This window comes from Polaribacter sp. R77954 (assembly GCF_044595335.1).
In the GTDB taxonomy this organism is placed as follows: Bacteria; Bacteroidota; Bacteroidia; order Flavobacteriales; family Flavobacteriaceae; genus Polaribacter.
The window spans coordinates 144,873-171,728 of the sequence record NZ_CP138992.1 but is presented as its reverse complement, the minus strand read 5'-3'; the positions used below and the strand labels follow the sequence as shown (position 1 = coordinate 171,728).

The window sequence follows — 26,856 nt, the reverse complement described above, 5'->3', positions numbered from 1 at the left end:
TATTTGTATTATAATTGCTAGAAATTTACAATATGAAACCTATTTTTAAATCTATTATTTTTATTAATGCTATCATATACAGCACTTTTATCTCAGCACAGTTAGATGTTAATAAGGGTACAAAAGAAAAAGGTAAGACAAAAGCAATTGTTTTTAAAAACGCTAAAGAAGTAAATAAACCTAAATCTATTGAATTAAATGGTTTACAGGGATTTCAAAGAGCGTATGAAGCCGAAAAACAAAAACTTCAACAAAAACAAAAAGAAGACAATGCAAAAAATAAAGGCATACTTACCAAAGCAAAGTTAAATGAACAGCGTTTTTTAAAAAGTTTTAAAAAAATAAATGGTCAGTACATCATTCCAAAAATAGATCAAGACTTAGGTAGCTTTAGGTCTAATTCTAAAAGTGTAAATATTATTTGTAGAGATTATCAATATCCTGATGGAGATAGAGTTACTATTTTTGTAAACGATATCCCTGTAATTTACAACATCACACTACAACAAAACTATCAAAAATTTAACATTCCTCTCAAAGTCGGATTAAATAAAATTGTTATCGAAGCTTTAAACCAAGGTACTTCAGGCCCAAACACTGCAGCTTTTAAAGTTTTTAATGATGAAGGAATACTCATTTCGTCTAACGAATGGAACCTTGCAACTGGAGCAAAAGCAACCTTAATGATTTCTAAAGACAAATAAATTATTTAAAATATCTTTACAATTCAGTAAAACCTAAATTATATTGTTTTAATTAACAATAATTCAAAAATAACCACTATCCAATTGTTATTTTATGATAATCATAGATTTTATAAAAAAAACAGCCTTTATTGCTGTATAATTTTTATTAATAATAACACATTTCTCTAAATTTTAAAATCACAAGTTTTTTTATTCTTTATAAAACAGTTATTTTTGTAATTGATATTATTAATTTTGGTTAAACGATTAAACAAACAACAATTCATTAGATGAAAAAAATCACCAAAGAAACCTATTTAGATTGGTACAAAGACATGCTTTTTTGGCGTAAGTTCGAAGACAAACTAGCATCCGTTTACATTCAACAAAAAGTAAGAGGTTTTTTGCACCTTTATAATGGGCAAGAAGCTATTTTAGCAGGTGCTTTGCATGCTATGGATTTATCGAAAGATAAAATGATAACCGCTTACAGAAATCACGTACAACCAATTGGTATGGGAGAAGATCCTAAACGTGTTATGGCTGAGTTATTTGGTAAAGCTACAGGAACTTCTAAAGGAATGGGTGGTTCTATGCACATTTTCTCAAAAGAGTTTCGTTTTTATGGTGGTCATGGAATTGTTGGTGGTCAAATTCCTTTAGGTGCGGGTCTTGCTTTTGGAGACAAGTATAAAGGAAGTGATGCTGTTACGTTAACATGTTTTGGTGATGGTGCTGCTAGACAAGGTTCTTTACATGAGGCATTCAATTTAGCAATGCTTTGGAAATTACCAGTTATTTTTATTTGTGAAAACAACCAGTATGCAATGGGTACTTCTGTAGAAAGAACAGCAAACCATTCAGATATCTGGAAATTAGGTTTAGGATATGAAATGCCATGTGGCCCAGTAGATGCTATGAATCCTGTAAAAGTTGCAGAAGCTGTAGATGAAGCTATTCAAAGAGCAAGACGTGGTGATGGACCAACATTCTTAGAAATGAAAACCTATAGATATAGGGGGCACTCAATGTCTGATGCACAACATTACAGAACAAAAGACGAAGTAGAAGATTATAAAAAAATTGATCCAATAACTCAAGTAAAAGATATTATTTTAGAAAAGAGTTATGCTACCGAAGATGAAATTTCTGCAATTGATAAAGAAGTAAAATCTATGGTGAAAGAATGCGAAAAATTCGCAGAAGAATCTCCATATCCAGAAACTCAACAATTGTATGATATGGTTTATGAACAAGAAGATTATCCTTTTATAAGTTAAAAATATGGCTACAGTTATAAATATGCCGCGTTTAAGCGACACAATGGAAGAAGGCGTTGTTGCCCAATGGTTGGTAAAAGTTGGAGATAAAATTGAAGAAGGTGATATTTTAGCAGAAATTGAAACCGATAAAGCTACTATGGAGTTTGAATCTTTCCATGAAGGTACTTTATTACATATTGGTATTCAAGAAGGCGAAACTTCTCCTGTTGATGTTCTTTTAGCGATTATTGGTGAAGAAGGTGAAGATATTTCTGCATTAATAAATGGAGAGGCTGCACCAAAAAACGAAGATGCAAAAGATGAAGTTAAGGAAGAAATACCTGATGCATCTTCAAATACTAATGCTGTTGCAATTCCAGATGGTGTAAATGTGGTTTCTATGCCACGTTTAAGTGATACCATGACAGATGGTACAGTAGCTACATGGCTTAAAAAAGTTGGAGATAAAGTTGAAGAAGGAGATATTTTAGCCGAAATTGAAACAGATAAAGCTACAATGGAATTTGAATGTTTCTATGAAGGAACCATTTTACATATTGGTGTTCAAGAAGGTGAAACTGCTCCTGTAGATAGTTTATTAACCATTATAGGTCCTGAAGGCACAGATGTGTCTGGTATTGTGGCTAATGGAGGTACAGCAACTAGTACTAGTGCTGAACCAAAAACTGAAAGTAAAACTGAAAAAACTACAGTTGAAAAAAAAGAAGAAAAAAAACCAGCTCAAGATTCTGGAACTTCTTCAAATTCTTCAACAAATAGTTCTGGTGGGCGTGTGTTTGCATCTCCTCTAGCAAAGAAAATTGCTGCAGATAAAGGTTTTAATTTAGCAGATATTTCTGGTTCTGGTGAAAATGGAAGAATCATTAAAAAAGATGTAGAAAACTTTACTCCTGCTGCTAAAGTTGCTGAAACTGCACCTGCTGCTGCACAATCTTTTGTTGCTTTTGGTCAAGAGAAATCAGAAGAAGTTAAGAACTCTCAAATGCGTAAAGCAATTGCAAAATCTTTAGGGAACTCTAAGTTTTCTGCTCCAGATTTCAGTTTAAATATTGAAGTAGATATGGATAATGCAATGGCTTCAAGAAAAACAATAAACGCAATTCCAGATGTAAAAGTATCATTTAATGATATGGTTGTAAAAGCTTGTGCAATGGCTTTACAAAAGCACCCACAAGTAAATACTTCATGGACAGATGCAAACACAGTATATCACAAACACATTCATGTTGGTGTAGCTGTTGCTGTAGATGATGGTTTATTAGTACCAGTAATTAAACATACAGACACGTTAAGTTTAACTCAAATTGGTGCTGGTGTTAGAGATTTAGCAGGTAAGGCTAGAAAAAAGAAACTTGCTCCAGCAGAAATGCAAGGAAGTACTTTTACGGTTTCTAACTTAGGAATGTTTGGTATACAGAATTTTAATTCTATCATCAATCAACCAAACTCTGCAATTTTATCTGTTGGTGCAATCGTACAAAAACCAGTAGTTAAAGACGGTCAAATAGTAGTAGGCAATACTATGAATTTAACACTTACGTGTGACCACAGAACAGTAGATGGTGCAGTAGGTGCTCAATTTTTACAAACCTTAAAAACGTATATTGAAAACCCTGTTACCATGTTAGCATAGTTTTTATTTAAATTAGTTATACTAAAAACCTAAACTTAATTGTTTAGGTTTTTTTTGTTCAAAATTTCAGTAATTACAGATTTCTCAAAATAATCAACTTAAATTTTCATAGCCATAATTAAAGAAGACAAATTCTTGTAGACCTTTAATTCTTAAAACATAAGTTTCAAAATCCTTTCAAAATTTTTATAAAAATGTATCTTTAGTGAATACAAACTTTATTTATAAATATGAGAATAGGAATTATCATTGGTAGAATTGGTGGTGTAGATGGTGTTGCTTTAGAAACTGAAAAGTGGATTGAAGTACTTAAAAAATTAGGTCATGAAGTATTTATCATGTCTGGCGAATTTGAATCTTGGACTATAGACGAAGAACACGATTACCTATACCCTCCATTATCCTTTTTTTCTGTAGAAGCAGAATGGGGTCAGCGTAAAGCTTTTTTTGAACCCGATAACGACCCTGATCCATTATTAGATCATGTAGAAAAAGCGTCTAACATGATTTATAATGCAATGTTAAATTGGGTTACTGATAAAAAAATTGAGGCTATACTTTCTGAAAATGCTTCAGCATTACCTTGTCATTTATCTATGGGTGTTGCCATCAGAAAATTAATAACAAAAACAGGATTACCTATTGTTACTCATGATCACGATTTTCATTGGGAAAGAGGACAACGTTATGTGTCCACTCATAAAGAAATTAATCAATATGTAGATGATCATTTTCCATTATTGTTGCCTAATGTAAAACATGCTGTAATTAATACTTTTGGTGTGGAAACTTTTAAAAACCGATTTAATATTGATGCTACTTTAGTGCCAAATGTGATGGATTTTAATAGGGTTTATGGAGTTCCTACAGAAGAAAACAAATTCTTTTTAAAAGATATTGGTATTACTGATGATGAAATTGCATTACTACAAGTAACTCGAATTGTAAGACGAAAAGGTATTGAGACAGCTATTTCTTTAATCGATAAATTAGACGATAAAAAACTAAAATTAGTGATTACTGGTAATAATAATGATGACGAAAATAAAGAGTATTACAATGAATTGATTGATCAAATTCACGATTTAAACCTCTCTAACCAAGTCATTTTTGCTGCACATAAAGTATTAGATCATAAAGATTTATCTGATGTATATGCGCATGGTAGGGCTTGTACTTATTTTAGCACGTACGAAGGTTTTGGAAACGCTTTTGTAGAATGTGTACTCGCTAAAAAACCAATATTTGTAAATAATTACAAACCTGTATATATGCAAGATATTGGTAATAAGGGTTTTGAAACGGTTATGACAGAAGATGGTATACTAACCAACGAAAAAGTGCAAAAAATGTCAGACATTATTTATAATCCTAAACGATGCTTAGAAATTGGGGAGTATAATTTTAACCTTGGTAAAAAACATTTCTCATTCGATGTCTTAGAAGAAAAATTAAACAGCCTATTTACTTTTTAAAAACACAACGATCTACTAAAATAAAGATGACAAAAATAACAACGATATTAAATGAATTAAAAAAAGAAAAAATAAATACTTGGTTTGATTTAGGTTTATTTATAGATAGATTTAAAGAACAACACTCTAAATCTGCCTTTAAAAATAACAAAGAAGCTTTCAATTCGCATCTAGAAAAAGGCGGAATTGCTTTTTTAACTTTTTACTTTACCATTGATGGTATTACTGTAGAAACAGAAAAGTATGCAAAGGTTTTTAAAAATATCTATCCAAATATACCCATTCACTTTGTAGCTGGCGAAATTAAACAAGAAGCTGATGAGTTAATTCCAAAAGGCGCTTTCAAAAAAATAATTCCAGAAATGGAAGCTTTTGATGCTTGGCCACTCTACAAAGATTTCTTTCAAATTAAAATGGAACGTGGCAGTGAAGCGTACAATAATTTAATTGGTAAGTTTTGGAAAGAGGTTTTAGTTTTAGTAGAAAAATTAGGGACTTATATTAAAGAAAACAACATCTCTTTATTATACTTGATTAATGTTTGTTCTAATCCTGGTAATGTTTCTTTAGCGTTAGCAACTGTTTTACTCTCAGAATATTTAGGAATTCCTGTCATCAACAACAATCACGATTTTTATTGGGAAGGTGGTAATAGAGAGGTTGATATTAAAAATAAAGGTTTAAAGAAAGGTCCAAGAGATTTCTTTTTCCATAATGCACACGTTGGTGAATTTTTCTCGGTTATCGAAATGATTTATCCTTGGGAGAGTCGTTCTTGGATGAATGTAAACATCAATAGAATTCAACAAAATCATTTAATTAAAACCAATGGTCATAATCCTGCAAATGTGGCTTTGATTGGCACTGCTGTAGATACCAAAATGCATCAAATGAGTAAACGCGATATTATTAAAGCGTTTATGCAAGTCTCAAGTATTTTTGCAAATCATAAAGATAGCATTACTGTTCGTACAGTTGCAAACCATACAGAAAGTAAACGCTCATTAAAACCAATATTACTTGGCTATAAAAAAATTAAAGAATTTGACTTTGTAAACAATAATATCGTTTTTTTACAACCCACAAGAGTCATCAGTAGAAAATCTATAGAACTGAATTTCAAACTCATCAAACGTTTATTTTCTTATGATGCTTTTGCCGAAAAATTTCTAACTAATCCCCAATTAAAATTATCATTAATTGTTTCTGGGCCAATACCTCATGGACAACAAAATTATTATCACGATTTAAAAAAGGATTTTAAAAACTTCTTAAATCAACTTCCTAAAGAATTCAAATCAAGAGTATTATTAGGGTTTTTATTCAGTGAATTTGATAAAAATGAATTCAAAAAGAAATACAAAAAACCATTAGATATTGAGCAATTGTATGATGTTGCGTCATTAGTTTTATTACCAAGCCAAACCGAAGGTAGAGGCTTACCTATTATTGAAGCTGCAGCTTGTGGAACTCCGATTTTTTGCAGACAATACGAACCTAGAGAAGTGTATGATGAAGTAATTGGCTATCATTTAGACCACTCTTTACGTTTAAATGTTTTAGAGTTTAAAGGCTCTAAAGTGCCTAAAAAATTGGCAGAGAAAATATGCGACCATGTGTTTTATCCTCAAAACAGAATGGTGGATGTTACACACAACAGAAGTGTCATCAACAAAAGATATAGCATTGAAGCGCTTCAAGAAAATATGGAATACATTTTAGGTAGAATGTATATTCAATTATCGGCGATTTCAAATGAGGTAAATCCGCAAGTTGTTCGTTTGTTAAAGACCTATAAAGAAATGGTCGATTTTGAAAATGACGATTTACACGCCATAATCAACAAAAAAGCACGTCATTATTTACCTGGTTATGGACGATTGTCTTTTATGATTTACCTAAAATCGTTAATCGATCCAAGTTTTTTTAGAGTGGAAGAGCAACTCATTAAAGGAAAAGTAATGCATTATGCAAGAACGATGGAAAATGATATTCCTGATTTGGTAAATACCAATCTAGAGGTCATTCATAAATATTATAATGCCATTGATGATATTTTTAAATATGTTGATGGTGAATTTGCTATAAGACACGATCATGCTTTAGCTTACAGGCATAGGAATAAGAAAAAATATGCGTATCAAGATTTTACTTATCAAGAGGTAACAGGCTTGGTAAACATGATTTACAGTGATGTTTTTAAACCAAAAAATTTACCAGATTTAACATTAGCTCCACAATTTTTTGCAGATTGGGAATTGGCTTTATTTCAGCTCACAAACAGTAACTTTTTAGGTATAGATGATCGAAAAATTTTAACCGAAAAATTAAAAAATAACGTTCCTAAAGGCTATTTTCCTGGACGTTTTATCAAACACGAATTAGAGTATTTTGTATTACAACCTATTCGTGCACAACTTCAATTAAAAATTGAGCAAGAACTTTCTGCTGAAATATTGAATGATAAATTAAAAGAACTTCAAAAAATCTACATTTTTGTACACGAACCAAGAATTACAAAATGGTTTTCTAGTGCAGATATTAAAGAATATTTAGAGAGTGGCAAAGAGCCAGAATTGGGTTTATTGTACAGCTCTGGAGTGGTTCAAATTATAGAAACCAAACAATGGTCAGAAGGGGTGCATTTTCCGCAAATGGGTGCAAAAGCATTAAAAGTGCTTAGAACAATTAAAGAAGCTGATGGTTTTATTATTACCAATGGAGAATCTTCAGCAATGATGACAGATATTGTAGAAATAGATCATTTTCATATTGGTAAAGTCGAAAATACAATGACTGGCAAAATTATGGGAATTCCTAAAGATAGTGGATTCATTCAATTTGTACCAGCAGCTGTTAGAACAACGTTGGCTTATCCTACCCCAATACAAACCGCAAAAGATTTTGATGTTGCTTTAAAAAGTGATCTTTATAAAGATTTAAAAAAGAGTTTGGGCGAAAAAGAATTGCTAAACATCATAGGTCAAGATGCTATAGAAAATGGAACTCCTATTGTAAAATTACTGAATGAAATCAAACAAAATATAGAAAAAACAGCAACTGTAGAAAAAGTAAAATCCTCTTTTGCTGGCGGAGTTTATGAAGATGGTTTGCCTTGGAGTGGTGTTTTAGCAGAAGTTGATACCAAGAAATACAACTGGAAATTTGCGGCTCATTTAGCGAACAAGGAGCCCAAAAATGTACCTGCACTTATTAAAGAATATCAAAAGAAAAGTAAAACTAAGAATAAGATTGAATTGGCTTGGAATGGTGGTTACATTTTAAATCCTGAATTGGTAGGTAAATTGGGCTTACCTGAAACTTATATTGGTTCTCCTTTAGGATTATTGATTATGAATAATAAAGTCTTCTGCCCTCCTCTTTTCAATAAACCTGCTTTTATTATTTACAAAAATGGCGATGTTGATATTCGAAAAGTAAATTGTAAAAGTGGATTTATCATTAAAGGAAAACAAAAAGAAATCATTTTTAATGCTGATTATTACAATACACATAGAGATACTAATCCTTGTTTTTATGATTTAACACATCCTGAAGAATTAATCGAAACCAATGGAAATGTTATTGTTCGCGTTGCTGGAAATACCGTAAAAGAGGTCATCAAAACCAAAACAAAAGAAACTATTGCTATTATTCCTGTAGGCATTACTTTATCAATTCCTGAAGAACAATTTTCTGAAAAAATATTCCAAGAAGGTAAAAAATTAAATATTGAATTGTTAGAACCTGAAAGTAATCCTTTTTATTGGGATAAAATCTCTTATGCCATAGAAGCTGGGCCAATGTTGATTGATGAAGGAAAACAAGTATTAAATATGGAAGAGGAAGGTTGGAAAACATCAAACTCTATTAAAACACAAGCAGCTCGTTTAGATTTTACAGATATGAGAGGTCCAAAAATTGCTGTGGGAATTACCAAAGAAGGGAAACTTATGGTATTAATGGTAAATGGTAGAATTCGCGAATCTGTTGGTGCTACACATTTTGATATGGTAGATATCCTCTTAAAATACGGTATGGATAAAGCAATGGGCTTTGATCCTGGTGGAAGTAGCACTTTAGTTGTTGATAATACAATTATGAACATTTCACCTTACAATAAAAATTACGAAAAAGATATTTATTCTCTACCTCCAGAACCAAGATTTGTAGCAAACGCTATTATTGGTTGGGTTGAAGAAAATTAATTGTTTTAAAGTTCAATAAGCTGATTAAAAATACTTAGCAAATTAATACATTAACCATGCGTTAATGTATTGATTGCTGCTAGCATCTCTCTATAACTTTGCTCAACATTTTTTGTAAACTGAGCTTTATCTTTACGCAATACATCCATAGTTACACCCTCTACAAGACTTGGATGAAACTCTCTTAAATGCTGATCACTCCAAAAACCTAGTTCTACAATTAAGGGTGTTAATGCTAACCCTTTTTCTGTTAAAAGATAAATATTTGATTTTTTATTAGTAATAAGTTTCGTTTTTAAAACAATTCCAAAATCCTCTAACCACTTTAATTTTGCGCTCAAAATATTGGTAGCAATCGCTTCATCACTTTCAACAAAACTCTTAAATGTTTGTTTATGTTCAATCAACATCTGTTTAATAATAACTAAAATCCATTTATCTCCAATAATATCTAAAGCAGATGTAAATGGGCAATCGCATCTAAAATTATAATCCATACTTATATTTTGAATTAAATTACAAATATATCGAAATCTATTTTTACTTGTAAAATGCAATTATATATATTTTTTACTTGCATAATAAAAGTATTTATATATATTTGCTTGCACAAAACAAGTAATAATTTTAAATCATTCTCTTTACTTATGAAAAATACAGTTTTCATTACTCTTATTGTAAGCCTATTTTTAGGTTGTACCTCAACAAAAACAATCTCTAACTCAACAAAAACAAAAATGACTAAAAAAGAAACTGCTATAGCTTTTGTAGAAGCTGTAACCTCGCAAAATGAAGCAAAAGTACGAGCTTTGGCAACTGAAAATTATATTCAACATAATCCATTTTTACCAACAGGCTTGTCTCCTTTTATAAGTCTATTTCCTATATTAAAAGAAAACGGAACAAAAGCTCAAACCATAAGAGCCATTGAAGATGGAAATTTTGTAGTATTACATCAATTTTGGACAGGAGCAAAACCCTTTGGCGCAGAAAAAATGGTTTCTTTTGATATTTTACGTTTTAATGAAAACGGTAAAATAGCAGAACATTGGGATGCCTTACAACCTTTTATATCTCAAACTGCAAGTGGAAGAACACAAACTGATGGAGCAACAGACATTATTGATTTAAGCAAAACTGATAAAAATAAAGAAATCGCTACAGACATGGTTAAAGATATTTTGATGGGTAAAAATCCCAACAAAATAACAGACTATATTAGTTCTAAGAAATATCATCAGCATAATCCTTCTATAAAAGATGGATTAAGTGGTATTATTGAGGCAGTTAAATATTTGACCTCTCAAAACAATATGTTCAAGTATACTAAAATCCATAAAGTTTTAGGTGAAGGTAATTTTGTTTTAACAATTAGTGAAGGAGAATGGAATGGTAAAAAACAGGTTTTCTATGATTTACTTCGTTTTGAAAATGGTAAAGCTGTAGAGCATTGGGATGTAATTCAAGAAATACCTACTGTAAATTTAGCAAATACTAATGGAATGTTCGGGTTTTAATTTTTTTTAAATGCTAAAAATAACAATTTATAACACAAATCAAACCGAACATTACAGTGGTAAAATAAACTTATTGAAACTAGCTTGCGCAAAATAGTGCAGCTAAGAAATCTCAAATTTAAATTAAGATTTCTCCATTTTAGTAGAAATGACATTCGTTTCAAAGAATAAAAAATATAATACATTAATAATCAGAATATTTACATCAAACTCACCTTATTTTAAATAGGTAGTCACATCCATGGCTACCTTTTTTATAATGATACCTAAAAATCAGTAGCGTACTAAGTTTTAACATCATTAATGACGTTATATGTTATATATTAGCAAAAATTTTTTATTTACAATGACAAAAAAAATATGTACACTACTTTTTGGGTTATTAATAATGGTTGCGTGTAGCCAAGAGAAACCCAAAGAATACCTTACTTTTTCTGGTAAGTTAGCAAACAATAAAGATTCTATTATGGCTATTGCCAATAGACAAGGTATTATTAAAGAAATTAAAATAGATGCTGAAGGTACTTTTAAAGACACTTTAAAATTAAAAAGTGATGAAGGCGAAATTTATACCATACAAACAAGTGCAAATAAAGTTGCTCCTATTTACTTAAAAAATGGCTTTGATATTACTTTAAATGGTAATTCAGAAGAATTTATGGAAAGTTTTAAATATTCTGGAAAAGGTGCATCTAACACAAATTTTATATTAGCTCGAATTAAAAAAGGACAAACTATTGGTAACCCTCAGTTAATTTTAAATCTTGATGAAAAAGCATTTCGTAAAAAAATAGAGGGTTTAAAGACAGAATATGATAGTATTTTAAACGCATATAACAACTTAGATAGCACTTTATATGCTACTGTAAAACAGCAAAATGAACAATTAATTACATACTTTGATAATGCGTATCAGCAAAGTAAAATTATGGGAAAAGGTAAGCCATCTCCTAAATTTGAAAATTATACAAATGTAAAAGGTGGTAAATTGTCTTTAGATGATTTTAAAGGTAAATACGTATATATTGATGTTTGGGCAACTTGGTGTGGACCTTGCATTCAGCAAATACCTTATTTAAAAAACATAGAAAAAGAATATCATAATAAAAATATAGCTTTTGTAAGTATTTCTACAGACGAATCTAGACGAAATGGGGGCTCTTGGGAAGCTGCTGAACAAAAATGGCGCGATTTTGTTAAAAAGCGTGAATTAGGTGGAGTACAATTATGGTCTGGTCAAGATTATTCTTTTCAGCAAGCCTATCAAATTAATTCTATACCAAGATTTATTCTAATAGATCCAGAAGGAAATATTGTAGAAGCTAATGCTCCAAGACCTTCAGATCCACAATTAAAATCATTATTTACGTCTTTAGGAATCTAGTTGTATTTCTGAATTCTTTTAAAACAGCTACAAAGGCCTTTAAGTTTACACTTAAAGGCCTTTGTAGTTTAGTTATCCCTGTTAAGATTTAGAGCAGGTAAGATTAAAAAAAAAAATATTATTTGCATTATAAATACATGATGATTATAAACTGTCCTAAAAGACAATATAAAACTGATGAAATTGTGAATAATAATATTATTGCAACTCGTTGTGCATTTTAGATAATACTAATTTTAAGATGATTAAGGATTCTATTGAAAACAACTTACGATGCAATTGTGTAGTTGAAAAATCTCAAATTTAGACTAAGAATAATCTATTATAATCTAAATGACATTATTTTGAAAGACAACCAAATAAATATTGTAGTAGAATTTAAATTACAAAAAGTTTACCAACAAAAATGGAACCCCTAAAAAGACAAGAAAACTTAAAAACACCACCAAAATTGATATTGCTGCAGAGCCAAAAGCATCTTTAGGATCTTTGAATACTTTATACAGTAAAATTGAAATATAGGCATAAACCAAAAAATTAAAGATGATAATTTCTCTATTATAAACCAATCTTGTTAAAATTGCTAAGATGGTGGCATGTCCTAAAATAAAACAATTGATTGCTAAATGTTCGAAAAAATTATATTTCTTAAAAATTAACTTTGTAAAGATTGAGGTATAAATGGCATAAGTAAACCAGAGAAATTTCATTTTGTCTCGCATAAAATAACCCACTTTCATACCCATTTCTTGAGCATCAAACAGATCTATTTTTGAAACTTCTGGTCGTTCTCCTCTTGGCAATATACTACCTAAAAACAAATAAACGCTAATGGTAAGAATTACGTAACTAATAGGGTTTAAAACTTGGCGTCTTTTTCCATTAATGTAATTAAGAATAGTTTTTTTGGGATGAATAGTTAGGTTTTTAAGATTGAATAACAACCCTTTATCCATATTTAAAAATCCTGAAAATACAGATGTAGTAATAGATTGAAAAGTAATTCTATCTACATCTTTTTTTTCTCCACAAGTTGGACAAAAATCACCTTTAAATTCGATATTGCAGTTTATGCAAGGCACATTTTACTCTTTATAAACGCCCATATTAGCATATTTTTCCATTCGTTGAAGCACCAAATTCGTTTCATTTAAACCTTTTAATTCGTCAAAAGCTTTTATAATTTGATTTTGTACGGCCTCGAAAGCACCTTGTCTATTAGAATGCGCCCCACCTACAGGTTCTTTAATAATTCCATCAATCAACTTTAGCCTTTTCATATCAGCACCCGTTAATTTTAAAGCTTCAGCAGCCTGCTCTTTAAACTCCCAACTACGCCATAAAATTGATGAACAAGATTCAGGAGAAATTACAGTATACCAAGTATTTTCCATCATATATACCTTATCTCCTACTCCTATCCCTAAAGCACCACCAGAAGCGCCTTCACCAATAACAATGGTAATAATTGGTGTTTTTAAGCGTGTCATTTCTAAAATATTTCTTGCAATAGCTTCTCCTTGGCCACGTTCTTCTGCTTCTAAACCAGGATAAGCTCCAGGAGTATCTAACAAAGTAACCACAGGAATACCAAACTTCTCAGCCATTTTCATTAAGCGTAAGGCTTTTCTGTATCCTTCTGGATTTGCCATTCCAAAATTTCTTAATTGACGCGTTTTAGTATTGTAGCCTTTTTGTTGCCCAATAAACATAAACGATTGATCGCCTATTTTTCCTAAACCGCCAATCATGGCTTTATCATCTTTTACATTTCTATCTCCATGCAATTCCATGAAAGTATCTCCACATATTGCATTGATATAATCTAATGTATAAGGTCTGTTTGGGTGCCTTGACAATTGAACCCTTTGCCAAGGTGTTAAATTTTTATATATATCTTTTTTAGCAGTAGCTAATTTTTTCTCTATTTTTTTACAAGTTGCTGTAACATCAACATCACTTTCTTCACCAATAATCTGACATTTTTGTAGTTGATCTTGCAACTCTTTTATTGGCATTTCAAAATCTAAATATTCCATAATGTTGTTATTTTGATTCAATTATTTGGATTAGCAAACATACTATAAAAATTACTTTCTTTCACAAAATCAATTTAATTTTTTAGTTTTACACGTTGTTGAAACTTCTGTTTTAAAGCGGTTTTATTTTTAATAATACCGTTAATTAAAACCACACCTAACACAATGCACGCACCTAAATAAAATTCTGGATTCATTTTTTCTTTATCACCAAAGATAAAAAGTGCCAAAACAATGGCATAAACAGGCTCTAAATTTACAGTAAGCATTACTGTGTATGGCGATAAATATTTCATTATTTTAACAGAAGCAATAAAAGCATAAGCTGTACAAATACTGCTTAAAATAAATAAATATAGCCAATCCATTTTTGGTAAATTAAAAAAAGATAATGATATATTTTTTGTTACCAATATGTAGACTAATACAAACAATGTACCTGCTAAGAGTTGGTAGAAAGAAATTCTACTAGCGTCATATTTTTTAATAAACAAACCATTTAAAACCGCAAATAATGCACTTAAAAAGGATGATAATAGTGCATATAAAATTCCTAATTGGTATTGACTTTCAAAATTAAAAATAATATATAAGCCCGCAATTACTACTAAACCCAATACTATTTCTAATGTTTTTATGCTTCTTTTAAAAAAAAGAGGCTCTATTAAAGAGGCAAAAAAAGCACCTGTACTCATGGTAACTAAAGCCACAGAAACGTTAGAAACTTTTATAGCTTTAAAAAAGAAAATCCAATGTAATGCAATTATAATTCCTGTAAAAAGAAACTTTACCATTCCTTTTTTATCAATTTGAAAACTCTTTTTCTTAATGATAAAATAGATAGCAATAAAAATTACTGCTAACCCCATTCTAAAAAAAACTAATGGAATGGCATCAATAGAAATTAATGCGCCTAAAATAGCCGTAAACCCCCAAATAAAAACAATGAGATGTAAAAGCGCATAGTTTTTTAACTTACTTTCTGGCATTTAAATATAAATATATGGCAACACAACCAAAGAACATATTTGGCATCCAAACATACAATAGTGAGTTTACGCCAGCTACAGCTCCTAAAACTTCAGAAATTTTTAATAAGAAAACATACATAAACATCATACCCACACCAATGGCTAAGTTTACACCTGTGCCACCTCTTCTTTTTCTAAAAGCTAAAGCAACTGCAATGATTGTTAAAATATAAGATGCTATAGGTAAGCTTGTTCTTTTGTGAAATTCTACCAAGTAAGCGTTTAAATTTTTAACCCCTCTTTTTTTAGAGACTTCTATAAATTCGTACAATTCATCAGAAGACATTTCTTGAGATAATGCCAATTTATAAATTAAATCTCTAGGTGTAAAATTAAAAACGGTATCTATTTTATTACCAGAAAAAATGCTATCTCTCTCTTTATAATATTTTCTCAACCTCCAATTTCTTAGTGAAAATGTAGAATCAGTATATTGAATATTATCAGCAAATAATTTTGATTTTAATTTTAATCCATCATACAATTCTGATGTAAAATCATAACCTCTATTATTTTCTGTGTTAAAGTTACGTATAAAAATATAAGTACTATCTGTAAGTTGTAAACTAAAATCGTTTACATATTTAAACTCGTATTTTTGCCTGTTATTATTCAAATATTCCTTTTCAAAACCTTTTCTAGTTTTACTACTCATTGGTACCACAAAATGATTCATAACCAATGATAAAACTGTTATTAAAGAAGCCCCAATAAAATAAGGATATAAAAAGCGTGTAAAAGATACTTTTGCATTGGTAATGGCAATAATTTCTGTATTGTTAGATAATTTTGAAGTAAATAAAATTACAGCAATAAATAATGCCAAAGGCATAAATGTATTGGTATAATAGATGATAAAGTTTTTATAATATTCATCTACAATTTGATAAAATCCTAAATCTGAGTGTTCTAAAAAATTGTCAATTTTTTCTGAAATATCAATTGCTACTGCAATAGGTATCAAAATCAAAAGGGTAAACAAAAAGGTTACCAAAAATCTTTTTAATATGTACCAATCTATAATTTTCATAAGAGCCCATCCTAAATCCTTCCCAAAGGGAAGAACTTCTACGAAGTGATTATTTTTTACTTATTTCTTTAATTTTACTTTGAAATTCTTTTTCACGAACTTCCAACTTCCAACTTCTAATGTCTAAAAATTACAAACGCTTATCCATTTGAACCACCATTTTGTCTTTCCATTCTCTAAAATCTCCTGCAATGATATGCTTTCTAGCTTCACGCGTTAACCATACATAAAATCCTAAATTATGAATAGAAGCAATTTGTTTCCCCAACATTTCTTTAGCTACAAATAAATGACGTAAATAAGCTTTAGAATAATAGGTATCTACATTTGTAATTCCCATTTCGTCTATGGGTGAAAAATCATTTTCCCATTTTTTATTTTTTATGTTGATGGTACCATGAGCCGTAAACAACATTCCATTTCTTGCATTTCTAGTTGGCATTACACAATCAAACATATCAATACCTAAAGCAATATTTTCTAAAATGTTTATTGGAGTACCTACACCCATTAAATAACGTGGTTTATCTTCTGGTAAAATTTCTGTAACCACCTCTGTCATAGCATACATTTCTTCTGCTGGCTCACCTACAGAAAGTCCGCCAATAGCATTGGCTTGTGCGCCTGCATTGGCTATATATTCTGCAGATTGTCTTCGTAAATCTTTATACGTACTTCCTTGAACTATTGGAAAAAACGTTTGTTCGTAACCGTATTTAAAGGGTAAGGTTTCTAAATGATTCATACAACGTTTCAACCATCTATGTGTCATGTGCATAGAGCGTTTTGCATAGTTATAATCGCAAGGATATGGTGTACATTCATCAAATGCCATAATAATATCTGCACCAATAGTACGTTGAATTTCCATTACGTTTTCTGGCGTAAAAAAGTGCATAGAACCATCTATATGACTTTTGAATTTTACCCCTTCTTCGTTAATTTTTCTACGACCTGATAAAGAATATACTTGATATCCACCTGAATCTGTTAAGATATTTCTATCCCAATTCATAAATTTGTGTAACCCACCAGCTTGTTCTAAAATATCTAATTTAGGTCTTAAATATAGATGATAAGTATTTCCTAAAATAATATCAGGATTTACCTCTGTTTTAAGCTCTGTTTGGTGTACACCTTTTACAGTACCTACAGTACCAACAGGCATAAATATAGGGGTTTCTATAACTCCATGATCTGTAGTTATGGCTCCTGCTCTTGCTTTACTCTTTGGGTCTGTTTGTATTAAGTCAAAATTCATTGCTGGCAAAGATAGTAAAAAGCCAATGCTAACCTTATCAAAGAAAAGGAATTTAGAAACTTTTAAGATATTGGTTATTTTCGTTTTTTACGAAAATTAGATTTAGAGTTGTTTTTTTTGTTTTTTGGTGATGATTTTCTGAAAGAAGCACTCTTTTTATTGAACTCGTTTTTAGCAGGCGCTGATTTTCTACTTGATTTGTTTTTGTTTGTAGTTTTTGGTTTACTTTCTTTAGAGATGCTAATTGATGCTTCTTCTGTTTTAGAAGATGTTGCAATCATTTTATTGATTTCATTAAGCTCTTCATTTGTCAATTCTCGCCAGTCTCCAGTAGTAAGTTTCCCCAACTCTACATTCATAATTCGTGTACGTTTTAATTTAGTAACTTCATAGCCTAAATAGTCGCACATTCTTCGAATTTGTCGGTTTAATCCTTGAACTAAAATAATTTTAAAAACTTTTTCTGATATTTTTTCTACTCTACACTTCTTGGTAACCGTTCCTAAAATCGGAATTCCATTACTCATTTTTTGAATAAAATCGGCATCAATTTTTTTATTAACAGCAACAATGTATTCTTTTTCGTGATTATTACCAGCTCTTAAAATTTTATTAACAATATCACCATCATTGGTTAAAAAAATTAATCCTTCAGAGGGTTTGTCTAAACGCCCAATTGGAAATAATCTTTGGGGATGATTTACCGCTTTTACAATATTATCTCTTTCTCTAGAATCTGTGGTTGATACAATACCTACAGGCTTATTTAAGGCAATGTATAATGTTTTTGGTTTGTGTTTTAATAATCGACCATCAACTTTAACAACATCTTTATTAAAGACACGATTGCCTAATTGTGTTGGTTTTCCATTGAGGGTTACTCGTCCTTCTACAATTAATTTTTCAGCTTCTCTACGTGAGCAAATTCCAGTAGAACTGATAAATTTATTAAGGTTTATAGATTGTTGACTATTATTTTCCAAGAAATAGAATTTTAGCAAAAATAGTCAATATTTATCTTGCATTGATTTATGTAAAACTAAAAAGTTGACACAGATTTCACTAATGTTCACGAATAATTCAATATAACAAAATACGGATTTGTAAAAATCTGTGAAAATCGTGCCCTTAACACTAAAGTTCTATCGTTCTAAACGTTAAATTTATTCGTGGTGAGTTTACTTTTTTTGTGGGTGGCAACCTGTGCAACCAGTGGGTTTGAGTTGCTCCTTTCATGACCAATAAACTCCCTCTTTCTAAAAAAACATCAATTCGTTGTTTGTTTTCTTTGTGTTTAAAAGAAAATTTACGGGCTGCACCAAGAGATAATGATGCAATTGCCCCGTTTTTTTTCAACATTTTTTCTCCATCTGAATGATAAGCCATTCCCTCATCCCCAGAATGATAAAGATTCAACAAACACGAGTTATACGTTTCACCACTTTCTTTTTCTACGATTTGTTTGAGTGCTAACAACTCTTTTGTCCAAATATTAGACGTTTTTGTGACTTTAGAGTACGTGTAGGAATATTCAGCATCACCATACCAAGCTACTTTTCTTTTGGTAATGATTTTTTTTCCAAATATAATCGCTTCATCATTTTTCCAGTTGATGGTTGTGAACAATTGTTGATAGTAAAAATCGCATTGTTGTTGGTCTAAAACAATTCCATGGTAATTGGTAATGCCATCAAAAGGTAAAATGTTTGTTATTGTATCCGAAGAAAATAAATCCATAACACAAAATTTAAAGAAGGTCAGTTGGAGCGATTTTGATATTTATCGAAATAGTATAAAAATCTAATTTAAAAAATAGTATTCTTAATTATGCTGTTAAAAGTATATCTCAATAAAAAATATTTTATTATCTACTAAAGGCAATTCTATTATTCTGGCTTTATTTTTATGATATTATCTCCTTTCATAATAACTATTTCAGTATTTTTTTCTTTTTTAAATTCAACCATTTTTTCATAAACTTTTTCAAGTCCCTTCAAAACTTTTTCTTTAAATTCGATTTGTTTATCTTTTGTTGTCATAAAATTGTTTTAATTTACTAAACTTAACCTTATCAATAATCATTAAACCTTCATTACTTAATTTTTGAGCAATTAATTTATGTTTACCAAAGGAATTATCGAATATAAATGCACCATCAATAATTTGTAAATATATATCAAATAAGTTATAAATTCCTTTTAGATATCTTCTTTCAATAACATCTTTTGGAATATTATGTCCTCCTTCAAGTACTCTTATTTTAACACGTTCTTTTGCTAATTCAATATTATTTAGCCAAAAAAACAGCAATGTTACAGTATAACCTTGGCTTTTTTCTTTTAGTATTTTATTTTTGTAACTTCGAGTAGATAATGTTGTCTCAAAAGCAAAACTTTCATTTTCTTTCAAAAGTTCATTAATTCTATTGATCATTATTCTACCCGATTCAAACGATACTTTTTCTGGTTGAAAAGGAGATAGGCCTTTTGCAATTTCATCTGCATTTACAATTTCTTTCATCCACTTTAACAAATTTAATGGTTTTTTAAATAAAAAAAACGAATCACTATTTTTTTTAATTTTTATCAATACGATTAGTCATAAATTTAACTTCCTAAATTCTTAAAATTCATACAAATTGACAAAATTATTCAAGAGGTTGTGTATTTTTACCAAATGGAATTTAAATTGGTATCAGAATTTGCTCCAACAGGAGATCAACCAGAAGCTATTAGACAACTTTCAGAAGGCGTTATTTCTGGAGAAAAGTTTCAAACTTTATTAGGTGTTACTGGTTCAGGTAAAACTTTTACAGTGGCTAATTTGGTAAAAGAAGTCAAAAAACCTACGCTAGTTTTAGCACACAACAAAACCCTGGCAGCGCAATTGTATGCTGAGTTTAAGCAGTTTTTTCCAGAAAATGCTGTGGAATATTTTGTTTCTTATTATGATTATTATCAACCTGAAGCTTACATTCCTGTTACTGGAACGTATATCGAAAAAGATTTATCTATTAACGAAGATATTGAGCGATTACGATTAAGCACCACCTCTTCTCTACTTTCTGGTAGACGAGATGTTTTGGTTGTGGCTTCAGTTTCGTGTTTGTATGGTATTGGAAATCCTACTGAATTTAAGAAAAACGTAATTCCTATTCATAGAGATCAACAGATTTCTAGAACCAAATTTTTACATCAATTGGTGCAAAGTTTATATTCTAGAACCGAAGTTGAAATAAAAAGCGGAACCTTTAAAGTAAAAGGTGATGTGGTAACCATTTATCCTTCTTATGGTGATAATGGGTATCGTGTGCATTTTTTTGGTGATGAAATTGAAGAAATTGAAGCTTTCGATTTAGAAAATAATACTGTTATTGAGCAGTTTGAACACTTAACCATTTACCCTGCAAACTTGTTTGTTACCTCTCCTGATGTGTTGCAAAATGCCATTCATCAAATACAAGAAGACATGGTAAAGCAAGTAAACTATTTTAAAGAAATTGGCAAACATTTGGAGGCTAAACGATTGCACGAACGCACAGAATTCGACTTAGAAATGATTCGAGAATTGGGCTATTGTTCTGGTATTGAAAACTATTCACGCTATTTAGATGGTCGAGAACCTGGCACAAGACCTTTCTGTTTGTTAGATTATTTTCCTGATGATTATTTAATGGTGATTGACGAAAGCCACGTAACTGTGCCACAAACCCATGCCATGTATGGAGGAGACAGAAGTAGAAAAGAGAATTTAGTGGAATATGGTTTTCGATTGCCTGCAGCTATGGACAATCGTCCTTTAAAATTTGATGAATTTGAAGCCATTCAAAACCAGACCATTTTTGTTTCTGCAACACCTGCCGATTACGAATTGCAAAAAACAGAAGGTGTTTTTGTTGAGCAAATTATTAGACCAACAGGATTATTAGATCCACCAATTGAAGTACGCCCAAGCCTGAATCAAATTGATGATTTGATTGAGGAAATACAAATTAGAGTAGAAAAAGACGAGCGTACTTTGGTAACCACGTTAACCAAAAGAATGGCAGAAGAATTGACCAAATATTTAACACGAGTGGATATTCGTTGTAGGTACATTCATTCTGACGTGGACACTTTAGAACGTGTAGAAATTATGCAAGATTTGCGTAAAGGACTCTTTGATGTTTTAATTGGTGTAAACCTTTTACGTGAAGGATTAGATTTACCAGAAGTATCTTTAGTCGCTATTTTAGATGCTGATAAAGAAGGTTTTTTACGTAATAACAAATCGTTAACGCAAACTGTGGGTAGAGCTGCACGTAACGTAAATGGTTTGGCCATTATGTATGCTGACAAAGTAACAAAAAGCATGCAATCTACTATAGATGAAACAGATAGAAGACGCGCAATTCAAATTGCATACAATACCAAACACAATAAAGTACCTACTCAAATCAACAAAAAAATTGAAGATACGTTAACAAAATCTGCGGTTTCTAGTTATCATTATGACAATGCAAAACAAGTAGCTGCAGAACAAGACTTGCAGTATTTACCTAAAGAAGAAATTGAAAAACGCATTCGAAATAAACGAAAAGAAATGGAGGCTGCAGCCAAAGGTTTAGACTTTATTGTAGCGGCTAAATTACGTGATGAAATTGCTGTTTTAAAAGAGAGCTTATAATTTAATTTCATTTTTTTAAGTTTCACAATAGAATAAACTATAGTTCAAAAAAAAACTATATTTTTGATATCATTGAATTGCTAAAAAAAATTAAAACAACTATGAAACCCCTTACGATTCTCTTTTTATTCTTTTCCACAATTATTTGCTCTCAAAATAGCTTTAGAAAAGCTTCATTATTAACAAAAGATAATGTCAAAATAATGGGCTATGTAAAAACCTTTGGTGCTGAACTACCAAATGATTTGGTTTTTAAAAAAGACTTGAGTACTAATGCATATGAAATTTTAAATACGAATAATTTTAAAGAACTAAAGGTTGGTAATTCAAAATTTATTCTTGGAAAAGTTTCCTTTGAAACTCTAAATCCAAAAATGATGGCTCAAAAGGAGCATAACACAAAAAGTTTTAATTTAACAGAAAAAGAATGCCTCTTAAAAGTTATTTTAGAAACCGACCAAATTTCTCTTTTAAGTTATAACGAAAACAATAACGAATATTTTTTTATTAAAAATGGCAATACTTTTGAGTTTTTAAGATATAAAGTGATCTTAGCAAACACAAAAAAAATTGAAATAAAACATTATAGAAATCAATTAGCTAAAAATTATGCTAAAAACGTAAAAGGCAAAGAAAAGATTTTTAGCAAAATAAAATACGATTTTAATAGCCTTAAAAATTTCTTTGAACGATATGCAAAAAGTAATAACTTATCTATTAAAAAACACAATTATTCTTTTGATAGAAATTTTAAAAATATCTTTAATCTAACCCCTAAATTGGGTTACTCTCAATTAAACCAATCCTATGTAGCGGATACCAACTCTCAATTTTTCAAAAAAACAAATAATTCAAGTTTTGCCTTTAATGCAGGCATTGATTTAGAATATTTCTTTAATACCATAGAGAAAAAATCTTCACTTGTTTTTTCATATAAATATTATGTTAACACCAATATTGAAGACGATTTTTCTACTGATAATTCAAATGGATATTCTCGCATTGATGACGAATTTCAAATAAACACTTTCGGCTTAAACTATAGACACTATTTTAAATTTGGGAAAAAGAATTATTTTTATGCAGATGCTGGGCTAACTTTTAATAAAACAAAAGGTAATGTTAACTTCTTTCCTCTAGCCAACAACCCTAATTCACTTAATTTGAACTACAGCCCAAGCAGTCAAATGGCTTTTAATTGTAGTTTAGGTTGTGTAATTTTAGATAACCTTTACCTAGAAATAAATTATATACCTAGTTTAAACGGAAAACTTAATAGTGAGGTTCTTTTTGGTGCACCATCCTCTGGAAATGAAGGTAGATTAATACGTTTTGAAGAAGATAATAAAAGAGATAATATCTTTAACCTCTCTTTAGGTTATTCAATATTTTAAATTATTACACATTTTAAATCCTAAAGTTACTTTTTAGAATGCTTAAAATGAATGTTTTATTATAAAAACTAGAGTATTCATTTTTATAATTTTACTGTTGTCACAAAGTATTTTAACAAGATTAGCAGTGTTTTTTAGTAATAAATTTCGCAAATACAAACTGCTTAGAAAACCCTATTGCATTAACGTAAACACAACATTAACAAGTAATTAACCTAATAAATCTTTAATATATATCGTTTTTATTCCGCAAGTATTTTATAAATTCCATTTTGAGTATCTAATTCAAATTCAGATGCTTCAATTGTTATTTCGTTATATTCTGTATAACTGCAACATGTTCCCATTTTTCTTTCAGCGTCAACGTAAAAATTAAAGATGTGATTGTCAGAAATGTCAATCTGTAGATTTACAATTTGTGATTGCCAACCAATAGAACCGATTTGAATCAGATTCAGATTATTTTCTGAAATAAACGTAAATTCTATTGGTTCATCATTATTCAAGTTGTCAGTTATTGCAATATTTGCTGATTCATAAGTTCCGTTAGTGAATAAGTTTTCTCCATTCGTCTTGTCCACAATTTCAAATTGAAAACTTTGTGGAGGTGTAAAACATAGTTCTTTACAATTATCGTCTTTACAACTTTGAAAAATAATTGTAAAAACTATCAGAATTAAATTTATTTTTTTCATTATAACATAGGGTTTACTAATTAGATGTTATTTCTCACAAAAGGTTGCGTTTACATGTTTCCCAACTTAAAAATACGGTGATTAAGTATATTTAGGTACACAAAATTCATCATACATAGCCCATTTTTAGCCTAACAAAATTGACTACTTAAAATAGGTTTTTAAAGATTACCATTCAGCAAAAAAAATTAATTAAACAGGTATAACTTGTTTGAAGCCTTACAAAATTGTAAGTTTGCAGTATGAAAATAAGGATACATCAGGTTCGTAACTTTAGAATATTCAACTTTAATTTTTTAGTTTTTAGAAATCAATCTGAAAAATTTATACCTCCTCACCCATTCTTTTAAAGAAATTAGAGAAATTACCCTTCTCTTTATTGTAACCCTACGTTTTTTCGGTTTTTAAAAAACACTTTAGCTGTACAGCTAGTCATCTTGTCATCTATTTTTAGATGATAAAAACCCATTTATAATAATGATAATCAACACCTTTGATGCATTCACAAGGATGTCGTTTTACATATTAATAGCATTACCAAATTTTTACACCAACACTTAAATGAGCCTAAAGACTCTAAAAGTGCCATAAGAAAATCGCTTTTATATGCTGCAAAAGAAATTCCTAGCTTAGGAGGCTATGTATTTGTTATGGAAGAAAAAGAGCAAATACTTGGTGCATTAGTCATTAACAAAACAGGTATGAGTGAGTACCAATCCGAAAATCTTTTGGTGTACTTAGTGGTGCATAAAGACTTTAGAAATAAAGGAATAGCTACAAAATTACTACAAGAAGCCATTGGTTATTGCAATGGCAACATTACTATTAACATAAAAAAAGAAAATAATGCAATTGGCTTGTTCAAAAAAATAGGTTTTACAGACCACAAAGTACAAATGACTTTGAATAAACAATAATCATTGCATTACAACACAAAAATATTAATATTCATAAACACTAAATAAAATACAATGAAAATTTTAGTAATCGGTGCTGGTAATATGGGGTTAACCTACGCAGAAGGCATGTCTAAATCTAAATTATTAAAGAAGAAAAACATTATGGTTTTAGACAATTCTGAAGAAAAACTAGAAGAGCTCAATGAGATTTCTCATTTTGATGCTTTTAAAGAACTTGGAGAATGTGTACCAAAAGCAGACATTATTTTTATAGCCGTAAAACCCTATCATGCCGAAAACTTGTTTAAAGCTGTAAAACCTTTTACAAAACCAGGGCAAGTTTTGGTATCTATTATGGCTGGTATTAATATCGATAATATTAAAAAATATTCTGGTTTGGCAAAAATTGTTAGAGCTATGCCAAATTTACCAGCGCAAATTGGTAAAGGATTAACCTCTTATGTAACCTCAACAGAGGTTTCTAGATTAGAAAAATTAACCGTTGAAAGCCTCTTAGATACTACAGGAAAATCTATGGAAGTAAGTAACGAAAAATTAATTGATGCTTCAACCGGAATTTCAGGTAGTGGTCCTGCTTATGTGTTCTATTTTATGCAAAGTATGATGGAAGCTGCACTTAAAATGGGCTTTTCTAAACAAGATTCAACAGTTTTGGTAAGTCAAACTTTTACTGGGGCTGTAGAGCTGTTTAATCAATCTAACTTATCTCCCAATTCTTGGATGGAAAAAGTGGCTTCTAAAGGTGGTACAACACGTGCTGCATTAGATTCTATGGAAGATAATAATGTAAACGAATTGATAAAAGACGCTGCTTTTGCTGCTTTTAATAGGGCTGTAGAATTAGGTAAAGAACATTAACATGTACAAAGAAAGAATTGTAATTAAAGTAGGCACCAATGTAATGACCAACAGAGATAACAGAATTGTTAGACCTGTTTTAAGACGCTTGGTACAACAAGTGGCAGAATTATATGAAAGAGGTATTATGACGATTCTTGTTTCATCAGGCTCTGTAATTGCTGGTAAAGAAGTGTTAGGAGAATCTAAAATTGAAAACGAAACACAAAAACGTCAAGTATATTCTGCTATTGGGCAACCAAGAATGATGCGTCATTACTACAATCTTTTTAATGATTTTGGCATGAAATGCGCACAAGTATTGCCCACCAAAAGAGATTTTACTCCTGGTGTGCACAGACAAAATATGATAAATTGTTGCGAAGGTTTAATGGCAGAAGGCGTTGTCCCTATCGCAAATGAAGATGATGCTGTTTCTGTAACCATGTCTATGTTTTCTGATAATGACGAGTTGGCTAGCTTAATTGCACAATTAATGAATGCAGATAAACTCATCATTTTAACAGATATCGATGGTTTATATACTGGGCATCCACAATCTGAAGATAGCGATTTGATTACCAAAGTAAATCCAACTGAAAATTTAGAGAAATACATCAAAGACAGCAACAAAAAACCTGGCGAAGGCAGAGGTGGTATGGGTTCTAAGCTAGATTATGCACAAGAAGCAGCAGCAAACAACATCCCTACTTTTATTGCAAATGGGAAAAGAGATAATACCATTATTGATATTATTGACGGAAAAGCAATAGGAACAAAAGTGGCACTTTAAAATTT

Annotated in this window: 23 protein-coding genes; 12 read left to right on the top strand and 11 right to left on the bottom strand. The window is 30.3% G+C overall.

The window, feature by feature from the left end; all coding sequences use genetic code 11:
* Positions 1-32 precede the first annotated feature (32 nt).
* The 5 genes from SJY27_RS00655 (at position 33) to SJY27_RS00635 (ending at position 9,285) form a co-directional block, all read left to right on the top strand.
* Positions 33-704 (top strand): hypothetical protein, encoded by a 672-nt coding sequence (locus SJY27_RS00655; RefSeq protein WP_397446313.1) that lies wholly within the window; start codon positions 33-35, stop codon positions 702-704.
* Between the two features lie 272 nt (positions 705-976).
* The gene (pdhA, locus tag SJY27_RS00650; RefSeq protein ID WP_397446312.1) at positions 977-1,966 is read left to right on the top strand and encodes a pyruvate dehydrogenase (acetyl-transferring) E1 component subunit alpha; all 990 of its coding nucleotides are present in this window, start codon (positions 977-979) and stop codon (positions 1,964-1,966) included.
* A 4-nt stretch (positions 1,967-1,970) separates the two neighbouring features.
* On the top strand, positions 1,971-3,602 hold the full coding sequence (locus tag SJY27_RS00645) for a 2-oxo acid dehydrogenase subunit E2 (RefSeq protein WP_397446311.1): 1,632 nt from the start codon (positions 1,971-1,973) through the stop codon (positions 3,600-3,602).
* 230 nt (positions 3,603-3,832) lie between these two features.
* Positions 3,833-5,077: a glycosyltransferase gene (locus tag SJY27_RS00640; RefSeq protein WP_397446310.1), complete on the top strand. Its 1,245-nt coding sequence runs from the start codon at positions 3,833-3,835 to the stop codon at positions 5,075-5,077.
* Positions 5,078-5,103: 26 nt separating this feature from the next.
* Complete coding sequence (locus SJY27_RS00635; protein ID WP_397446309.1) at positions 5,104-9,285, top strand: phosphodiester glycosidase family protein; 4,182 nt, start codon at positions 5,104-5,106, stop codon at positions 9,283-9,285.
* A 50-nt stretch (positions 9,286-9,335) separates the two neighbouring features.
* On the opposite strand, the gene SJY27_RS00630 is transcribed toward SJY27_RS00635, so the two are convergent.
* Positions 9,336-9,782: a winged helix-turn-helix transcriptional regulator gene (locus tag SJY27_RS00630; RefSeq protein WP_397446308.1), complete on the bottom strand. Its 447-nt coding sequence runs from the start codon at positions 9,780-9,782 to the stop codon at positions 9,336-9,338.
* Positions 9,783-10,022: 240 nt separating this feature from the next.
* Here SJY27_RS00630 and SJY27_RS00625 point away from each other — a divergent pair, with 240 nt between their 5' ends.
* Together SJY27_RS00625 and SJY27_RS00620 are read left to right on the top strand one after the other, a co-directional pair.
* On the top strand, positions 10,023-10,802 hold the full coding sequence (locus tag SJY27_RS00625) for a nuclear transport factor 2 family protein (protein WP_397446307.1): 780 nt from the start codon (positions 10,023-10,025) through the stop codon (positions 10,800-10,802).
* A gap of 346 nt (positions 10,803-11,148) precedes the next feature.
* The gene (locus SJY27_RS00620) at positions 11,149-12,186 is read left to right on the top strand and encodes a TlpA family protein disulfide reductase (RefSeq protein WP_397446306.1); all 1,038 of its coding nucleotides are present in this window, start codon (positions 11,149-11,151) and stop codon (positions 12,184-12,186) included.
* Positions 12,187-12,569: 383 nt separating this feature from the next.
* Here the strand turns inward: SJY27_RS00620 and SJY27_RS00615 are convergent, their stop codons facing one another.
* The 9 genes from SJY27_RS00615 to SJY27_RS00575 all read right to left on the bottom strand — a co-directional run bounded on the left by SJY27_RS00615 (position 12,570) and on the right by SJY27_RS00575 (position 20,067).
* Complete coding sequence (locus SJY27_RS00615; RefSeq protein ID WP_397446305.1) at positions 12,570-13,268, bottom strand: DUF3667 domain-containing protein; 699 nt, start codon at positions 13,266-13,268, stop codon at positions 12,570-12,572.
* A gap of 3 nt (positions 13,269-13,271) precedes the next feature.
* The gene (locus SJY27_RS00610) at positions 13,272-14,225 is read right to left on the bottom strand and encodes an acetyl-CoA carboxylase carboxyltransferase subunit alpha (RefSeq protein ID WP_397446304.1); all 954 of its coding nucleotides are present in this window, start codon (positions 14,223-14,225) and stop codon (positions 13,272-13,274) included.
* Between the two features lie 74 nt (positions 14,226-14,299).
* Positions 14,300-15,214 (bottom strand): DMT family transporter, encoded by a 915-nt coding sequence (locus SJY27_RS00605; RefSeq protein ID WP_397446303.1) that lies wholly within the window; start codon positions 15,212-15,214, stop codon positions 14,300-14,302.
* Entirely contained in the window at positions 15,201-16,286 is a 1,086-nt protein-coding gene (locus SJY27_RS00600) for an LptF/LptG family permease (RefSeq protein WP_397446302.1), read from the bottom strand. The genes SJY27_RS00605 and SJY27_RS00600 overlap by 14 nt, the downstream gene beginning before the upstream one ends.
* Before the next feature lie 130 nt (positions 16,287-16,416).
* Positions 16,417-17,547 (bottom strand): tRNA guanosine(34) transglycosylase Tgt, encoded by a 1,131-nt coding sequence (tgt, locus tag SJY27_RS00595; RefSeq protein WP_397446301.1) that lies wholly within the window; start codon positions 17,545-17,547, stop codon positions 16,417-16,419.
* A gap of 74 nt (positions 17,548-17,621) precedes the next feature.
* Positions 17,622-18,530, bottom strand: coding sequence for a 23S rRNA pseudouridine(2604) synthase RluF (gene rluF, locus SJY27_RS00590; protein WP_397446300.1), 909 nt, complete (start codon positions 18,528-18,530; stop codon positions 17,622-17,624).
* A gap of 151 nt (positions 18,531-18,681) precedes the next feature.
* The gene (locus SJY27_RS00585; protein ID WP_397446299.1) at positions 18,682-19,284 is read right to left on the bottom strand and encodes an alpha-ketoglutarate-dependent dioxygenase AlkB family protein; all 603 of its coding nucleotides are present in this window, start codon (positions 19,282-19,284) and stop codon (positions 18,682-18,684) included.
* A gap of 149 nt (positions 19,285-19,433) precedes the next feature.
* Positions 19,434-19,586, bottom strand: a complete 153-nt coding sequence (locus SJY27_RS00580) for a hypothetical protein (RefSeq protein ID WP_397446298.1) — start codon at positions 19,584-19,586, stop codon at positions 19,434-19,436.
* Entirely contained in the window at positions 19,570-20,067 is a 498-nt protein-coding gene (locus SJY27_RS00575; protein WP_397446297.1) for a zeta toxin family protein, read from the bottom strand. Before SJY27_RS00575 ends, SJY27_RS00580 begins: the two co-directional genes overlap by 17 nt.
* 156 nt (positions 20,068-20,223) lie before the next feature.
* Between SJY27_RS00575 and uvrB the strand changes: the two genes are divergently transcribed.
* Together uvrB and SJY27_RS00565 are read left to right on the top strand one after the other, a co-directional pair.
* A complete protein-coding gene (gene uvrB / locus SJY27_RS00570; protein ID WP_397446296.1) occupies positions 20,224-22,212 on the top strand; it encodes an excinuclease ABC subunit UvrB in 1,989 nt (662 codons plus the stop codon).
* Positions 22,213-22,313: 101 nt separating this feature from the next.
* Positions 22,314-23,606 carry a hypothetical protein gene (locus SJY27_RS00565; RefSeq protein ID WP_397446295.1) on the top strand — a complete coding sequence of 431 codons (1,293 nt, stop codon included), beginning with the start codon at positions 22,314-22,316 and terminating at the stop codon, positions 23,604-23,606.
* Between the two features lie 242 nt (positions 23,607-23,848).
* Here the strand turns inward: SJY27_RS00565 and SJY27_RS00560 are convergent, their stop codons facing one another.
* A complete protein-coding gene (locus SJY27_RS00560) occupies positions 23,849-24,187 on the bottom strand; it encodes a hypothetical protein (RefSeq protein ID WP_397446294.1) in 339 nt (112 codons plus the stop codon).
* Positions 24,188-24,801: 614 nt separating this feature from the next.
* On the opposite strand from SJY27_RS00560, the gene SJY27_RS00555 reads away from it, so the two are divergent.
* The 3 genes from SJY27_RS00555 to proB are packed head-to-tail and all read left to right on the top strand — an operon-like array spanning position 24,802 to position 26,851.
* Positions 24,802-25,218 carry a GNAT family N-acetyltransferase gene (locus tag SJY27_RS00555; protein ID WP_397447944.1) on the top strand — a complete coding sequence of 139 codons (417 nt, stop codon included), beginning with the start codon at positions 24,802-24,804 and terminating at the stop codon, positions 25,216-25,218.
* 54 nt (positions 25,219-25,272) lie between these two features.
* Complete coding sequence (proC, locus tag SJY27_RS00550) at positions 25,273-26,079, top strand: pyrroline-5-carboxylate reductase (protein WP_397446293.1); 807 nt, start codon at positions 25,273-25,275, stop codon at positions 26,077-26,079.
* Position 26,080: 1 nt separating this feature from the next.
* On the top strand, positions 26,081-26,851 hold the full coding sequence (gene proB, locus SJY27_RS00545; protein WP_397446292.1) for a glutamate 5-kinase: 771 nt from the start codon (positions 26,081-26,083) through the stop codon (positions 26,849-26,851).
* Positions 26,852-26,856 lie beyond the last annotated feature (5 nt).

Bases quoted from the DNA above. Each gene is read 5' to 3' on its own strand.
- SJY27_RS00655 (WP_397446313.1), top strand. From the start codon at position 33: ATGAAACCTATTTTTAAATCTATTATTTTTATTAATGCTATCATATAC.
- pdhA (WP_397446312.1), top strand. From the start codon at position 977: ATGAAAAAAATCACCAAAGAAACCTATTTAGATTGGTACAAAGACATG.
- SJY27_RS00645 (WP_397446311.1), top strand. From the start codon at position 1,971: ATGGCTACAGTTATAAATATGCCGCGTTTAAGCGACACAATGGAAGAA.
- SJY27_RS00640 (WP_397446310.1), top strand. From the start codon at position 3,833: ATGAGAATAGGAATTATCATTGGTAGAATTGGTGGTGTAGATGGTGTT.
- SJY27_RS00635 (WP_397446309.1), top strand. From the start codon at position 5,104: ATGACAAAAATAACAACGATATTAAATGAATTAAAAAAAGAAAAAATA.
- SJY27_RS00630 (WP_397446308.1), bottom strand. From the start codon at position 9,782: ATGGATTATAATTTTAGATGCGATTGCCCATTTACATCTGCTTTAGAT.
- SJY27_RS00625 (WP_397446307.1), top strand. From the start codon at position 10,023: ATGACTAAAAAAGAAACTGCTATAGCTTTTGTAGAAGCTGTAACCTCG.
- SJY27_RS00620 (WP_397446306.1), top strand. From the start codon at position 11,149: ATGACAAAAAAAATATGTACACTACTTTTTGGGTTATTAATAATGGTT.
- SJY27_RS00610 (WP_397446304.1), bottom strand. From the start codon at position 14,225: ATGGAATATTTAGATTTTGAAATGCCAATAAAAGAGTTGCAAGATCAA.
- SJY27_RS00605 (WP_397446303.1), bottom strand. From the start codon at position 15,214: ATGCCAGAAAGTAAGTTAAAAAACTATGCGCTTTTACATCTCATTGTT.
- SJY27_RS00600 (WP_397446302.1), bottom strand. From the start codon at position 16,286: ATGAAAATTATAGATTGGTACATATTAAAAAGATTTTTGGTAACCTTT.
- tgt (WP_397446301.1), bottom strand. From the start codon at position 17,547: ATGAATTTTGACTTAATACAAACAGACCCAAAGAGTAAAGCAAGAGCA.
- SJY27_RS00585 (WP_397446299.1), bottom strand. From the start codon at position 19,284: ATGGATTTATTTTCTTCGGATACAATAACAAACATTTTACCTTTTGAT.
- SJY27_RS00580 (WP_397446298.1), bottom strand. From the start codon at position 19,586: ATGACAACAAAAGATAAACAAATCGAATTTAAAGAAAAAGTTTTGAAG.
- SJY27_RS00575 (WP_397446297.1), bottom strand. From the start codon at position 20,067: ATGAAAGAAATTGTAAATGCAGATGAAATTGCAAAAGGCCTATCTCCT.
- uvrB (WP_397446296.1), top strand. From the start codon at position 20,224: ATGGAATTTAAATTGGTATCAGAATTTGCTCCAACAGGAGATCAACCA.
- SJY27_RS00565 (WP_397446295.1), top strand. From the start codon at position 22,314: ATGAAACCCCTTACGATTCTCTTTTTATTCTTTTCCACAATTATTTGC.
- proC (WP_397446293.1), top strand. From the start codon at position 25,273: ATGAAAATTTTAGTAATCGGTGCTGGTAATATGGGGTTAACCTACGCA.
- proB (WP_397446292.1), top strand. From the start codon at position 26,081: ATGTACAAAGAAAGAATTGTAATTAAAGTAGGCACCAATGTAATGACC.